The 14,389-nt window shown below is 68.0% G+C and carries 15 protein-coding genes; 4 read left to right on the forward strand and 11 right to left on the reverse strand.

Features of this window, described 5'->3' with window-relative positions; translation table 11 throughout:
* Nucleotides 1-40: 40 nt before the first annotated feature.
* The 7 genes from dps to AC07WJ_RS29775 form a co-directional block, all read right to left on the reverse strand.
* Complete coding sequence (gene dps / locus AC07WJ_RS29745) at nt 41-517, reverse strand: DNA starvation/stationary phase protection protein Dps (protein WP_494938329.1); 477 nt, start codon at nt 515-517, stop codon at nt 41-43.
* Between the two features lie 110 nt (nt 518-627).
* Nucleotides 628-1,623, reverse strand: coding sequence for an Ldh family oxidoreductase (locus tag AC07WJ_RS29750; protein ID WP_494938330.1), 996 nt, complete (start codon nt 1,621-1,623; stop codon nt 628-630).
* Nucleotides 1,620-2,555, reverse strand: a complete 936-nt coding sequence (locus AC07WJ_RS29755) for a hydroxyacid dehydrogenase (RefSeq protein ID WP_494938331.1) — start codon at nt 2,553-2,555, stop codon at nt 1,620-1,622. The genes AC07WJ_RS29750 and AC07WJ_RS29755 overlap by 4 nt, the downstream gene beginning before the upstream one ends.
* Before the next feature lie 9 nt (nt 2,556-2,564).
* A complete protein-coding gene (locus AC07WJ_RS29760; protein WP_494938332.1) occupies nt 2,565-3,602 on the reverse strand; it encodes a YeiH family protein in 1,038 nt (345 codons plus the stop codon).
* Entirely contained in the window at nt 3,599-4,654 is a 1,056-nt protein-coding gene (locus tag AC07WJ_RS29765; RefSeq protein WP_494938333.1) for a GNAT family N-acetyltransferase, read from the reverse strand. The genes AC07WJ_RS29760 and AC07WJ_RS29765 overlap by 4 nt, the downstream gene beginning before the upstream one ends.
* 56 nt (nt 4,655-4,710) lie before the next feature.
* Nucleotides 4,711-5,862, reverse strand: a complete 1,152-nt coding sequence (locus AC07WJ_RS29770) for a UxaA family hydrolase (protein ID WP_494938492.1) — start codon at nt 5,860-5,862, stop codon at nt 4,711-4,713.
* 143 nt (nt 5,863-6,005) lie between these two features.
* Nucleotides 6,006-6,293 (reverse strand): UxaA family hydrolase, encoded by a 288-nt coding sequence (locus tag AC07WJ_RS29775; protein WP_494938334.1) that lies wholly within the window; start codon nt 6,291-6,293, stop codon nt 6,006-6,008.
* Between the two features lie 98 nt (nt 6,294-6,391).
* Here AC07WJ_RS29775 and AC07WJ_RS29780 point away from each other — a divergent pair, with 98 nt between their 5' ends.
* The 3 genes from AC07WJ_RS29780 (at nt 6,392) to AC07WJ_RS29790 (ending at nt 9,287) form a co-directional block, all read left to right on the forward strand.
* Nucleotides 6,392-7,144 (forward strand): GntR family transcriptional regulator, encoded by a 753-nt coding sequence (locus AC07WJ_RS29780; RefSeq protein ID WP_494938335.1) that lies wholly within the window; start codon nt 6,392-6,394, stop codon nt 7,142-7,144.
* Nucleotides 7,145-7,208: 64 nt separating this feature from the next.
* Nucleotides 7,209-8,198 (forward strand): tripartite tricarboxylate transporter substrate-binding protein, encoded by a 990-nt coding sequence (locus AC07WJ_RS29785; RefSeq protein WP_494938336.1) that lies wholly within the window; start codon nt 7,209-7,211, stop codon nt 8,196-8,198.
* Between the two features lie 114 nt (nt 8,199-8,312).
* The gene (locus tag AC07WJ_RS29790) at nt 8,313-9,287 is read left to right on the forward strand and encodes a tripartite tricarboxylate transporter substrate-binding protein (RefSeq protein WP_494938337.1); all 975 of its coding nucleotides are present in this window, start codon (nt 8,313-8,315) and stop codon (nt 9,285-9,287) included.
* A 20-nt stretch (nt 9,288-9,307) separates the two neighbouring features.
* Here AC07WJ_RS29790 and sorB read toward each other — a convergent pair whose 3' ends face one another.
* Both sorB and sorA read right to left on the reverse strand, forming a co-directional pair.
* Entirely contained in the window at nt 9,308-9,616 is a 309-nt protein-coding gene (gene sorB / locus AC07WJ_RS29795) for a SorB family sulfite dehydrogenase c-type cytochrome subunit (RefSeq protein WP_494938338.1), read from the reverse strand.
* 11 nt (nt 9,617-9,627) lie between these two features.
* Nucleotides 9,628-10,848, reverse strand: a complete 1,221-nt coding sequence (gene sorA, locus AC07WJ_RS29800) for a SorA family sulfite dehydrogenase catalytic subunit (RefSeq protein ID WP_494938339.1) — start codon at nt 10,846-10,848, stop codon at nt 9,628-9,630.
* Nucleotides 10,849-11,182: 334 nt separating this feature from the next.
* Between sorA and AC07WJ_RS29805 the strand changes: the two genes are divergently transcribed.
* The gene (locus tag AC07WJ_RS29805) at nt 11,183-12,376 is read left to right on the forward strand and encodes a multidrug effflux MFS transporter (RefSeq protein WP_494938340.1); all 1,194 of its coding nucleotides are present in this window, start codon (nt 11,183-11,185) and stop codon (nt 12,374-12,376) included.
* A 19-nt stretch (nt 12,377-12,395) separates the two neighbouring features.
* Here the strand turns inward: AC07WJ_RS29805 and AC07WJ_RS29810 are convergent, their stop codons facing one another.
* The gene (locus AC07WJ_RS29810; RefSeq protein ID WP_494938341.1) at nt 12,396-13,457 is read right to left on the reverse strand and encodes a DUF2272 domain-containing protein; all 1,062 of its coding nucleotides are present in this window, start codon (nt 13,455-13,457) and stop codon (nt 12,396-12,398) included.
* An 8-nt stretch (nt 13,458-13,465) separates the two neighbouring features.
* Nucleotides 13,466-14,332, reverse strand: a complete 867-nt coding sequence (locus AC07WJ_RS29815; protein ID WP_494938342.1) for a hypothetical protein — start codon at nt 14,330-14,332, stop codon at nt 13,466-13,468.
* Nucleotides 14,333-14,389 lie beyond the last annotated feature (57 nt).

The raw sequence follows: 14,389 nt of genomic DNA on the forward strand, positions 1-14,389 counted from the left end.
CGGCCAGGCCATGACGCCCTGGCCGGCCTTTCGCGCGGCCTCAGGCCAGATGCGCCCCGACGAACCAATGGTCCTTGTCGACCGCGCGGGTGACGCTGGTGAAGATGTCGGCGGTAATCGCGTCACCGGCATTGTCGGCCTCGTCGACGCCTTCGCGACAACCCTTGGCAAAGGCACCGAGCCGGTCCGCGACCGCCTTGACGTGGTCGTTCTGGGCGGTGGCTTCGACCGGATAGGGGCTGAGCGAGGTCGCGCCGGCGGTGGCCTGGGTCGTGCCGGCCGCGATGCCGCCGAGCTGGACGATGCGCTCGGCCAGCGTATCGCCATGCTCCTCGACGCGCGCGGCGACCTGGTCGAACAATTCGTGAATGGCGATGAAGCTCGGCCCCTTGATGTTCCAATGGGCCTGCTTGATGGCGAGCTTCAGATCGATCGCGTCGGCGAGACGCTTGTTCAGAAGCTCGATCATGGCGGTGCGGGTATTGCTCTTGAGATCGCTGACAAAGGCCTTGGTCACATCAATCCTCCACGTCCAAACGGGAGCACCAAAGCCGTGCTCGCCCCGGCGGAAGCGGGACCATCAGGCACGACCCGGCGCGTCGGCGCGGCGGGTCGTGCCGCGCGACATCATCCTATAACGCCGAACTTCTGAATCAGATCCGTCGGAATAGCGATGCCCCGGGCTTCGGCCTGATGGCGCAGCGCCAGCCGGCGCTGGCCGGGCAGCCGGGCACCGTCCTGAGCTTCGATCGCCGCGGCGAGCGCGGTCATCCGGTCGCCGAAGGCGCCATGGCCGAACCCGGCGGGATCGATCGCCAGGATGGTCTGGCCGGTCCCGGGTGGCGGACCCTTCTCGTCGAGGAAGGATGAGGCCTCGATCGACAGATGCGCGCCGGTCAGCGCCGCCGCCAGCACCTCGACCATCAGCGCCAGCGCGGTGCCCTTGGGTCCGCCGAGCGCGACCATGGTGCCCTTCAGGGCCTGGTCGGCGTCCGTGGTCGGCTGGCCGTCGGGATCGAGCGCCCAGCCGGCCGGAATGGCTTCGCCCTTCTGCTTGGCCGCCACGATATTGCCGCGCGCCACCGTCGACAGGGCGAGGTCGACGACGATGGCCGGCCGGCCGGGCAGGGGGGCGGCAAAGGCGATCGGGTTGGTGCCATAGACCGCCTTGGTGCCGCCGGCCGGTGCGATTGCCTCGGGCGTGTTGGCGAAGAACAGCGCGATGAGGCCCTGCTCGGCCAGCCGCTCAACATGGTGGCCGAGCGCTCCGGCATGATTGGAGCGGGTGATGGCGGCCGCCGCGATGCCGGTCTCGCGGGCGATGGCGGGCAATTGTGCGATCGCGAGATCGACGGCGGGATAGGCGAAGCCGTCGGCGGCATCGACCATCAGGCTGGCTGTCCTGATCCGGGTCGCGGTCGGCACGGCCTGTCCGTTGATCTTGCCCGAGGTCAGCATGCCGACATAGGTCGGGACGCGCGACAGGCCATGGCCCTTCAGCCCGTCGGCTTCGGCGCCGACCAGGGCGGTCGCGACCGATGCGGCGACGGTTTCGCTGGCGCCATGGCGGACGAAGATCTGCGCGACATAGGCGCGCGCCCTGTCGAGGGAAACCGGGGTCATGAGCGGCGCTCCTGCAGGACCTTGCGGACATTGGCTGCGGTGACCGAGGAGACCCGGACATTGCTCTCGACGGTGACGCCGGCAATATGCGGGGTGAGGATCAGGTTCGGCGCGCCCGCAAGCGGCGAGCCGGCCTTCAGCGGCTCCTGGTCGAACACGTCGAGAGCCGCCCCCGCGAGCGGGCCGGCCTTGAGGGCGGCGGCAAGCGCAGGCTCGTCGATGACGCCGCCGCGGGCGGCATTGACGATGACGGCGCCGGGCTTCATCGCGGCGAGCCTTGCCGCATTGATCAGGTTGCGTGTCTCGTCGGTCAAAGGCACATGCAGGCTGACCGCGTCGGCCGAGACGATCAGTTCGTCGAGTGTCACCTTGCGCGCGCCGATGGCGCTCCAGGCGGGATCACCGGCGGCGACGAAAGGATCGGCCGCGACGATGGCCATGCCCAGGGCCCTGGCTCGCACCGCGGTTTCGCGGGCGATGGCGCCGAAGCCGATCAGGCCGAGCGTCTTGCCGTGGATCTCCCGGCCCATCAGCCTTTCGCGCGGCCAGAGGCCGTCGGCCACTTCGGTGCTGGCGGCATAGGCGCCGCGCAGCAGCAAAAGCACGGTGGTGACCGCCCATTCGGCCACGGCGATGTCGTTCGCTCCCGTTGCCGGCAGCACGGCGATGCCGCGCGCCTTGCAGGCGGCGAGGTCGATATTGTCGAGGCCGACACCGAGCCGGCCGATGGCCTCGAGCCTGGAGCTGGCCTCCAGCAGCGCGCCGCGCACCTGCGTGCGGTTGCGCACGATCAGGGCACGGGCGCCGGCGGCGAGCCTGGCGAGCTCGTCCGGCCGGTCGACCAGGCCCTTGTCATAGGTGACCGGGAAATCGCGCCTGAGGTCGTTGACCGCGGCCTCGTCCATGAATTCAGTGATGACGATATCGGTCATGTATTGGCCTCAAAGAACGAACAGTCCGGCGGTGACCAAGGTCAGGATGACCAGGGTGGTGCCGAGGAACACCGCCACGTGGCGCCAGCCGATCGACAGGATGGCGGTGATCGAGGTGCCCAGGCCCAGCGCCGCGATGGCGATCAGGAGCCCCGCATTGGACAGCGCCACCAGCCAACCCTTGACCAGGGCATAGGGGCTGACCAGTGCCGGAATGGTCGGAACGATGGAATTGACCACCACCAGCGCCAGGAACACCAGGGCGAAGACCGGCACCGGCACCTTGGCGTCATGGGTCGTCTCGCCCTGGCGCATGAACCACCAGCCGATCGAGAGCACCACCGGCAGCAGCAGGAAGACCCGGAACAGCTTGACCACCACGGCCGTGTTGCCGACCGTATCGGACACCGCATAGCCGGCGCCGACCACCTGGGCCATGTCGTGAATGGTGGCGCCGATCAGAATGCCGGTCTTGGTGGCATCGAAACCGAGCAGGATCGCCAGCGGCGGATAGACGAGCATGACGATGGTCGACAGGGCATTGGCCGCGACCACGGTGAATGCGGTGTCGGCGGCGCGCGCCTTGTAATGCGGCAGCACCGTGGTGGTGGCCAGCGCGGCGGATGCGCCGCAGACGGCGGTGGCGGCACCCGCCAGCGCGCCGTAGCCGTCATGGGCGCCGAAACGGCGGGCGAGCCAGATGCCGGTCGCGATCGTCGCCGCCATCGCGCCGACGACCAGCGCCAGGGTGCCGAGGCCGAGGCCGAGGATATCGCCGAGCGCGACACGCAGGCCGAGCAGTCCGATCGCCCAGCGCAGCAGTTTCTTGACCGCGAAGGTGAGGCCGGCATCGAAGACCGGCCGGGCGGCGACCGAATGCAGGACGATGCCGATGATCAGCGCGATGACCATGCCCGGCAGAGCGAGCCGGCCACCGGTCGCGCTCCTGACAAGAGGCTCGGCCAGGACGGCGGCGATCGACACGGCGCAGGCGAGTGCCATGCCGGGCAGCAGCGGCCGGGCGGCTGCGGGGGAAACCAGGGTCATGTCCGGTCCTGCTGGGCTTTTGAATAGACGACCGAGCGCCGGTCCGGTCGCTGGCGAATTTCGCGCAGTTCGAAGCCGAGGTCGCTCAGGATCTTGCGCGAGGCGGCATTGGTTTCGCGCGTCACCGCGATGATCGGGCCAAGGTTGCGCGCGGCGGCGAAATCGAGCACCGCCCGGACGGCTTCCTTGGTGTAACCCTGGCCGCGATGCTCCGGCATCACCGCATAGCGCAGTGCCACGCCGAGGTCGTCGTCGTGGTCCCACAGGCCGGCAATGCCGGCGAAGGCGCGGTCGTCGCGCCGGCGCATCACGAAGACGCCATAGCCGCGCGCGGCCCAGGTCGTCAGATAGGTGTCGAGCTGGGCGCGCGTCTGGGCGGCGTCGAGCATGCCGTGCTTCAGCTTGCCGCCGACCTCCGGATGGCCGGTCAGGCTGGCCAGGTCGTCGAAATCGGCTGCGGTGATCGGGCTCAAGCTCAGCCGCGCGGTGGTCAAAGGCGGCCGGAGCGGGATGACGTAGCGCAACTTCCGGGCGTCGCCATAATGCTCGGCGCGGAAGCCTTCGGCGAGCACCCCGCCATTGGCTTCGATGACCCGGATCGAGGCCTGGTTGTCGGGATCGCAGGTCAGCTCGACCTGGCCGAGGCCGACCCGGCGGGCTTCCGGCAGGATGGCCGCGAGTGCTGCCGTGGCATAACCGCGCCGCTGTTTCCACGGCACCACGGCGTAGCCGATATGGCCGAGCACATGCGGGGGCAGGGCGTCGCTGCCCTCCTGCCAGCGCAGCGAGATGCTGCCGCAGAACGTGCCGTCCCAGAGCCAGCGCAGGATGAAGGGCAGTTTCGACACCAGCGAGCCGTCGGGCAGCGGGATCAGGCCTTCACGGCTGGTCAGGCTGGCCAGGAAAGCCGCGGGATCCACGTCGAAGGCCGCGAGCTGTTCGCCGGAGACGTCACGGACGTTGTTGGGCGACCAGCCACGACGCAGGGCGCCGACATAGCTCTCGAGCTGATCGAGGCCAGGCGCGACGAGCGTGAGCGGCATGGAGGCCATGGGTGCCATTCGGGCGAGCGGCGCGCTCCGCGGGGAGCGCGCCGGACGGGTGAGGGTCAGGCCGAGCGATAGAGCTTGGTCATCGAGAACTCGCGATGGCCCAGGGCCTCCGCCGAGGTCAAGCGCCCATTGGCCGTGCGCACGATGTTTTCGATCAATGCATCGCCGGCCTGCGGTATCGTCATGGTCCGCTTCAGCACGCCGGACACATCGACGTCGATATGCTCGGGCATGGTCCGCATGGTCTTCGGGTTGCCGGTGATCTTGATGACCGGCACGATCGGATTGCCGATGACATTGCCCTGGCCGGTCGGGAAGGTGTGGATCACATAGCCGCCCGCGGCCATCAAGGTCACGCATTCGGCAGCCGCCGACGACGTGTCCATGTAATAGAGGCCGGCACCCTTGGCCGGCGCTTCGGCCGGTTCGAGGATGTCGATATAGCGGCATTCGCGGCCGATCTTCTCGAGATTGCCGAGCGCCTTCTCTTCGATCGTCGTCAGGCCGCCGGCAATATTGCCCTTGGTCGGCTGGCTGTCGGAGAGATCGTCGGTCTTGTGCGCCTCGATGACGTCGTCCTGATAGGCCTTCCACATCTTGTACCAGCGCTCGCCGACCTCGGGCGTCGCCGCCCGTGCCTTGCACAGGTGCTCGGCGCCGGTGATCTCCGAGGTTTCGCCGAACACGCCATAGATGCCACGCGGGATCAGCTTGTCATACATGTTGCCCACCGTCGGGCAGGACGACAGGCCGGTGGTGGTGTCGCTCTCGCCGCATTTGGTCGAGACCCACAATTCCTCGATGCCGCATTTCTCGCGGGCAAGCTCGGTCGACCACTGGACGAATTCCTTGGCGACATAGCTCGCCTTGGCGATGGTGGCGATATCGCCATGGCCCTCGATGCCGAAGCCGACCACCGGCTTGCCGGTCTTGGCGATGCCGTCGACCACGCGCTTGGTCCACTGGTCCTCGATGCCGATGACCACCACGGCCGCGACGTTCGGATTGGAGCCGGTGCCGATCAGCGTGCGGAAATGGACCTCCAGGTCTTCGCCGAACTGCAGCCGCCCATAGGCGTGCGGAATGGCCAGCGTGCCCTTGATATTGTTGGCGACCGCTTCGCAAGCCGCGTTCGAGAGATCGTCGAGCGGCAGCAGCAGGACGAGGTTGCGCACGCCGACGCGGCCGTTTTCGCGGCGCCAGCCCATGAAGCTGTCCAGCGCGCGGCCGGTCGGGCGCTTGACGATGGGGGCCTTGAAGCCTTCGGCCTCGATCTTGCGGCCCTTCACGGATTTCAGCTTGCGCTGGACGAGATCGAAATTCGCGACCATCAACGACATCGTTTCAGTCCTCACCAGCGCTTCGTCTTGATATTGTGGATGTGGGCGTGCTGTCCGGCCTTGATGTCGGCGATGGCCTTGCCGATGTCCTGGCCGTATTTCCAGATCGTGTCGCCCTTCTTGATATCCTTGAGCGCCACCTTGTGGCCGATCGGAATGTCCTGCTTCGCGGTGATGCGGAAGTCGGAATTGTCGTGGGTGATCACCGCCAGCATGTCGGTGCCGGCCTTCAGGCCTTCCACCACCACGACGCCGACGGTGTCCTTCTTTTCATGAACCAAGAGATGGGGGGCGCCCATGACCGTTCCTCGCCGCTGTTGAGCTTCTCTGAGCTTGGGTCTTGTATAAGACATAAGAGCCGCTAGAGTGTCAACGCGGGTCGTGAGGGAGCTTGCGCATGGCGGCGGAGCGCGATGGACGGGAGGGCGGCGAGGCGGATGTCGTCGGATTCCGGCCGCTCTACCGTCAGGTCAAGGACATGCTGGTCCGGCGCATCGCCGACGGCCGTTGGCAGACCGGCCAGTTGATCCCGAGCGAATTCCAGATCGCCCATGAACTGGCGGTCAGCCAGGGCACGGTGCGCAAGGCGCTGGACGAGATGACCGGCGAGAACCTGCTGGTCCGCCGCCAGGGGCGCGGCACCTTCGTCGCCTCCCATGACGATGACCGGGTGCTGTTCCAGTTCTTCAAGCTGTCGCGCGACGGCGGCGCGCGCGAATTTCCCGACAGCGATGTCCAGTCGGTCGCGCGCATCCCGGCGGACGCGGCGGTGCGGGCCAAGCTGGCATTGCCGGCCCGCGCCTTCGTCGTCGCCATCCGGCGCGTCCGGTCGCTGGGCGGCGAGCGCGTGATTTCCGAGACGATCGTGGTGCCGGCCGAGCGTTTCGCCGGCCTCGAGCACGAGGAACCGATGCCCAACAATCTCTACGGGCTCTATGCCGCACGCTACGGCGCGACCATCGCCCGCGCCACCGAGACCTTGAAGGCGGTCGCCTGCCCGCCGGACGACGCCAAGCTTCTCGGCCTCGATGCCGGCACACCGGTGTTGATCATCGACCGGGTAGCCGCAGATCTCGAGGGTACGCCGGTAGAATGGCGTGTCTCTTTGTGCCGCACAGACAGCTTCCATTATCTATCGGATCTACGATGAGTGCCGGATCGACGGGCCGGACACCCACGAACGACAATGCCGTCCAAGCCACGTGGAGGAATGAATGCTTCGTCGCCAGGTTGCCGGCGCTCTTGCCGCCGCTTTTGTTGTAGCCGCCTCTCTCGCCGCGCCGGCCGCGGCCCAGACCTATCCCGATCGTCCCGTTACCCTGATCGTGCCCTTTGCCGCCGGCGGCCCGTCCGATGTGCTCGGCCGCCTGCTGGCCCAGTCCATGTCGCAGACCCTCGGCCAGGCCGTGGTGATCGAGAATGTCGGCGGCGCCGGCGGCACCACCGGCGCGGCCCGTGCGGCGCGCTCGGCGCCCGACGGCTATACCCTCTTGATCCATCACCTGGCGCTCGCCGCCGGGGCCTCGCTCTATCCCAACCTTCCCTATGACACCCTGAAGGATTTCGAGCCGGTCGGCCTGGTCAACCAGGGGCCCTTCGTCCTGATCTCCAAGCTCGACCTGCCGACGCGCAACATTGCCGACCTGCTGGCCTACCTGAAGGCCAAGGGCCGCGACGTGTCGCTGGCCCATGCCGGCGTCGGCTCCGGCGCCCATCTCTGCAACATGCTGCTGCAGTCGGCGCTGAAGGTGAAGGTCAACGAGATCCCCTACCGCGGCACCGGTCCGGCGATGAACGACCTGCTCGCCGGCCAGATCGACGTGCTGTGCGACCAGACCACCAATTCCATGCCGCAGATCCAGGGCGAGCGCGTGCGTCCCTATGCCGTGACCTCGACCGAGCGGGTGTCGCAATTGCCCAACCTGCCGACCTTGCAGCAGGCCGGCCTGCCCGGCTTCGAGATCACCATCTGGCATGCGGTCTACGCGCCGCGCGGCACGCCGGCGCCCGTCCTCGCCAGGCTCAATGCCGCGCTGGAAGTTGCGTTGAAAGATCCGCAGGTTCTGGCCCGTTTCGCCGATCTCGGCACGACGGCTTATCCCGAGGGGCGGCGCGGACCGGCCGAAGCACGGGCCCAGCTCGAAGCGGAGGTGGCGAAATGGGGCAGGGTCATCCGTGAATCCGGTGTGACCGCCTCCAACTGAGGCGCCATGACCGCGCCCGGCCGCCCGAGGTGACAGGCGCGCGGGGATGTCGCAGCATCGACGCCAGGGCCTCGCCAAGAAGGGTCCTGGCGTTTCGATTCGGGGGAGGGTTCCATGCTTCGTCTTGCCGCCGCGGCTGTTGTCGCGGCCTTGTCATTCGGCGCGTCGGCAAGCGCCCAGTCCTATCCCGACCGGCCGATCACGCTGATCGTGCCCTTCGCGGCCGGCGGCTCGACCGATGTCTTTGCCCGCTTGGTCGGCCAGTCCATGTCGCAGACGCTCGGCCAGCAGATCGTCGTCGAGAACGCGGCCGGTGCCGGCGGCACGGTGGCGGCCGCCCGCGTGGCGCGCGCCGCGCCCGACGGCTACACGCTGCTGATCCACCATCTGGCCCTGGCCGCGGGAGCTACTCTCTATCCGCGCCTGAGCTATGACACGCTGACCGATTTCGAGCCCATCGGCCTGGTCAATTCCGGGCCTTACGTGCTGGTCTCGAAACCGGCGCTCGCGCCGCGCAACATCGCCGAGCTGATCGCCTATGTCCGCGAGAACAAGGACCGGGTCAGCATGGGGCATTCCGGCGTCGGCGCCGGCTCGCATCTGTGCATCATGCTGCTGCAGTCCATGCTCGGCGTGAAGGTCAACGAGATCCCCTATCGCGGCGCCGGCCCGGCGATGAACGACCTGGTCGGCGGCCAGATCGACATGATGTGCGACCAGACCACCAATTCGATCCCGCAGATCCAGGGTGGCCGGATTCGCGCCCATGCCGTCACCGTGCCCGAACGGGTGAGCCAGCTCGCCGAGGTTCCGACCTTGCAGGAGGCCGGTCTCGCCGGCTTCGACGTCACCGTCTGGCACGCCATCTACGCACCCAAAGGCACGCCGAGGGCCATCATCGAGACGCTTCATGCGGCGCTGGAAAAGGCGTTGCAGGATCCGGTGATCCTGGCGCGTTTCGACGAGCTCGGCACGCTGGCCTACCCGCCGGGGCGGCGCGGACCGGCGGAAACCCGGGCGCAGCTGGAGCGCGAGGTGGCCAAATGGGGGCGGCTGATCCGGGCTGCCGGCATTACCGCGGCGAATTGAGCCGTCGCCGGCCGTCGTGATCAGTAGGTCGCGGAGAGGTAGTCGATGATCGTCTTGGCATCGGCCTCGTCGATCGGGGCACGATAGACGTGGATCATCTTCTGGACCTCGGCCTCCCAGAATGTCCGTCCCTTTCGAGGCGGCTGGAACGCGATGTAGTCGACCGAATGGCAGGCCATGCAATTGTTCTGGGCGACCTCCGAGCCGGGGCCGGGCCTGAACTCGGTGGTTTCCTCGGGCAGTTGATAGGTCCTTGGCGCCGCCCAGGCGATGCCGGCCCAGGCCGCCGTGACCAGGATGGCGCCGGAGATCATCGAGAGTTTCGTCATCTCGCGCCCTTTCACGTCGCCGTCACGCGCGTCGTCTCGACGACGTTGCGCATGTAGCCGGCCGGGTTCCACAGGGCCTCCATCGGTTGCGACTGGCCGATCCGGTTCGTGGCGCGCACCATGAGCTTGTTTTCGCCCTTGGCGAGCGTCACCGCGGCCTGCCATGCCCGGAAGGAGTATTTGCCGAGATTGTCGCCAAGCCGGGCCGTCTGCCAGGATCGGCCGCCGTCGGCGGAGACGGCGACGTCGGTGATGCCGTCGCCGCCATCGAAGGCGATGCCGCGCAATGGCAGCTCGGTTCCGGCCCTGACGGTCGCGCCGTCGCGCACATTGGTGATGAACGAGCGCACGTTGAAGCGGTTGATCGGCACGGTGGCGGCCGGGGCTTTGCCGGGCTCCGTGCAGGCACAGGCATTATCCGGAATGCGGTAGGCCGATTTCATCCAGAAGCCGTCGAAGACCTTGTCCAGGACGGTTATTTCGTTGAGGTGCTTGACCCAGTAGGTGCCGAAATAACCGGGGACCACCAGGCGCAGCGGATAGCCGTTGAGCCAGGGCAGGTCATCGCCGTTCATGGCGTAGGCCAGCATGACTTCGCCGTCGCGGGCATGGTCGATGTCGAGCGCCTTGACGAAATCGGGGGTCTCGGGCAGGGCCGGGCCGTCCATGCCGTTGAAGGTGATCTGCACTGCTCCGGCCTGGATGCCGGCCTTGTCGAGCACGGCCTTGAGCGACACGCCGCGCCACCGGGCATTGCCCATGGCGCCATGATAGAGCTGGCCGCCCGCGACGCGCGGCTCGATCATGCCGCGGCTATTGCCGGAGCATTGGTGGACGGCAACGAGATCGATCTGCTCGAAGCCCGTCTTCAGGTCCTGAAGCGAAAGCGACAGGGGCTTGTCGACCTTGCCCTTGATTTCCAGCCGGAACGTATCGGGGTCGATGTCGAGCGGGATATCGGCGAGGTGATAGCGCACGAAGAAGGCATCGTTCGGCGTCAGGATGCTCTCGTCGAAGACGCTGAACGGCGTCTCGAGCTGCGGCGGGCGTGCCGTCAGCCCGATCAACGGCCGCTTGCCGGGGAATTTGACGAGTGGTCTTTCGCCATTGGCGAAGGGAAGAGTGACCGTTTCGGCCGCAAAGGCGGGCTCGCCGGATCGGCCGATCAGCCCCCCACCCAGCCCCAAAGCCGTCCCGACCGACGCCTTCAACAGCCGTCGCCTGCTCAACATGGCTTTCTCCTCGAGGACATATTCCCGTTGGACGACCGAGACACCGATGGCAGCGCTCCTCCGAGTGCTGTTGGTGGCTGGGCATAGCCAGCTTAGCCCCTGGGTCTTCGGGGCGCTACGGGGATCACCGTCATGACGGTTCGAGCGCGTTCGGCTTCGCCCCGGCATGCGCGGCCGTTGCGAGGCGGCCGAACCGCCGGGCCGGCCTTTCCCCGACCTGAGGACGCAGGCTTCACTTCGGCAGCTAAATTGTCGGCATGCCAACCAATCGGCGGCCTTGGCTTGACCTGCTGCCACCTATGCGCGACATGACCTTCCTCATTCAGAGCAGTTCATGCCCGATCCCCGCCTGTCTCCGCGCGTACTCGTGCCGCTATTGGTGGTCCTGACCGCCATCGGCCCGATGGCGCTCAATCTTCCCTTGCCGGCGGTGCCGGCGCTGGCGCGCTATTTCAACGCCGACCCCGGCATCGTTCAGCTCACCATCACGCTCTATCTGGCCGGCATGGCCTGCGCCCAATTGGTCCATGGACCGCTCTCCGATCGTTATGGCCGGCGTCCGGTGATGATCGGGGCCCTGATCGTCACCTGCTCCATGAGCCTGGTGGCGGCCGTCGCCTCCAGCATCGGCTGGCTGATCGTTGCCCGCGTGTTGCAGTCGCTCGGCGCTTCCGCCGGCCTGGTGGTCGGCCGCGCGGTGATCCGCGACGTGTTCGATCGCGACCGTTCGGCGTCGATGATCGGCTGGGTCACGATGGCCATGGTGGTGGCGCCCATGCTGTCGCCGTCGATCGGCGGCCTGCTCAACGAAACGGTCGGCTGGCGCTGGATCTTCGTGGCGACCGCGGGCGTCACCGCGCTGGCGCTCGCCGCCGCCTTTTTCGGCCTGCCGGAAACCCGGGCCAGCGTGTCCTCGCCGACCCTGACCGAGATGATCCGGGACACGCGCATGCTGATGACCGACCGCAATTTCCTCGGCTATCTCGGCATCGGCGCGGTCTCCTCGGTGACCTTTTTCGCCTTTGTCGGCGGCGCGCCGCATGTCGTCGTCAGCGTCATGGGCGAGAGCTCGACGTCCTATGGCCTGTGGTTCATGGCCAATGCCGGCGGCTACATGGTCGGCAATGCGGTCTCGGGTCGCTATTCGATGCGGCTCGGCGGCGACCGGCTGATCGCCTGGGGCTGCGTCCTGATGATCATCGCGGCGCTCGTCCAGTCGGGCATCGCCTTTTCCGGCCTGATGACCCATCCGGCCATGCTGTTCCTGCCGCAGGCCGGCATCGCCTTCGCCAACGGCCTGCAGTTGCCCGCCGCGGTCGCCGGCGCCGTCAGCGTCAACCAGCATGCGGTTGGCTCGGCTTCGGGCATTGTCGGCTTTTCCCAGATGGGGCTCGGCGCTATAGCCGCCCAGATCGCCGGCAGCCTGGTCGGTGCCTATGTCAGCGCCACCCCCATGGTGGTGATGGTGCTGGCGGCCGCAGTCGGAACCTGGGCCTGCATGCTCCTGCTGAAGCCCCGGGACGCCTAGTCCGCAGGCCGCCCGGATCTCAGGGCACGGCTTCGTCGGTCGTTTGCAGCAGCACGAACCAGGGCGCCGATTCCGGCCGGCACAGCGGCCCGGGCCCGGTATTGTCGAGGCAGGCGGGCGCCGACCGGACCCGCGCCAGCGCGCCGCGCCGGTCGGTCCTGAGATCGCGCCGGGTCACCGATTGCAGCACGTTGCCGCCGATGATGGTGGCGGTGCGGCGGCCCGGATCCCGGCCGGTCACGACGTCGCAATGCAGGTTCCAGACGGGTCGCTCGCCGCGCGCCAGGGCCGCGGTGAGACCGGCGAAAACGCCTCCGGAGAGCTGGAGCGCGTCGATCTCGGCGCTCGCGTGGCGATGCATGCACAGCAAATCACCAGGCCGCATCGGCGTGCGGCGCGGGTCGCAGGCGCGGTAGAAGGCGGTGGCGGCCTGGCCGCCAGCCTCGTCACGCGACCGGCGCGCGGCTTCGCTGACATAGTCGACATGGGCGATGGCCGCTGAAAACCGCGAGCGCGCCGCGCCGGCGGTCAAGACGACATGCGAGACGAAGGCCGCCGACCAGGGGACGTCGACGATGGCCGCGCGTGTCGCCGCCTGAACCAGTGCCTCGCGCTCCGGTGCCGCCAGGCTCGATCGCTTGAGCCGGTCCAGGAGACCGGCGAGTGGCGTCAGATCGGCCGGCTGGCTGGCGCTGGCATCGTCGGCGAGGCCCGGAAAGCCGCGCAGTTGCAGCGGCGCGCCGTCGATCGGGCCGAGCGTCTCCCAGAAGCGCAGGACCTGGCGCCAGGGCACGCCGCGCCCGGCCGCTTCGTCCCGGAATGCCTCGGACTCGACCGCGCCGAAGCGCAGCATGCGGCCGTCGCGATCGATCACATGGCCGCCGAAACCCTCGTGCTCGCGGGAGGCCGTCGCGGCGATCTCGACGGCGAGCGGCGAGGGTGGATGTGCAGCGGTCGCCCGGCACCGGCGATCGATCGCGGCGAGCTCGCTCGACGTGAAGGATTGCGCCGAGGCTCCGACCGCAGGGATCGAGACTGCGAGCATCGCGACGAACACATGGGCAAGGACAGAGCGTGGCATGGGCAGGATCAGCGCATGCCCGGCGCGGGCAGGCAAGCCGACCCTGGCCGCCATGAGCCGTCGCGATCGCGCCGGGCCGGCCGTCGAACCGTCATTCCAGCGCGCAGAGGCGGTCGCAAGGTGCCGCGGATAAGGTCGCGACGACGCTTTGCATCGGCGCCCGGGCGGTCGGTCCGAGCGCCGGCAGCGCCAATTGGATCGTTGCGAGCAGCGGGGCGCGGTCGCTGCGCGGCATCGCGCTGGCCAGTGCCGCGGCGTTGTCGCGCAGGCTCTCGGCGAGCACTGCCTGATTGGCCGGGCGCAAGGCCGGATTGCGCAAGGCGACGACGGCGCCGGTGACGAATTCCTGGATGCCGCGCTGTGTCCGGCGCAGGCGCCTGGCGGCGCATGTCGGTCATGCCGAGCGGCCCCAGCTGCCCGACGGCGTCGTTCATCGCGGCCAAGGCGACCGCGCTCGTCTTGATCAGGAACACCTGCGCGCGGGTGATCTCGTCCTGGAACTCGGTCGCATTGCGCACGGTGTCCGGCGCCATGCCGGGGCCGGCCGGGAACAGGGCGTAGGTCTTCAGGATCTGGATCTGCTTCTGCAGGATATCGAGCAGCAGGGGCACGTCTTTCGACGTGTAGGGCGGCCGGCCCAGGATCGCCGGCGCGTCCCACAATTGCTCCAGGACTTTGGCACTGTCCGGTTCGGACCATCGTGGCAGCGTGCCACTCGGCCGTGCGCGCCGTATCAGGCCGTCGAGCGCAACATAGGCCATGCGCAGGTGCGTGGCCGAGGAGGCGGGCACGTCCGCCGCCGCGCCGGAGGCAAGCGCGGACGAGAGCAGCACGATCGCCAACCGTCTGGCGCTGGCCGAAAAGCGCGATCCCATGATGCCTTCACCTCCGGCGCAACGACCGATCTCGTGTGGCCGCGCGGTTCGGCACCC

This window comes from Phreatobacter sp. GW821-FHT04C01 (assembly GCF_059420385.1).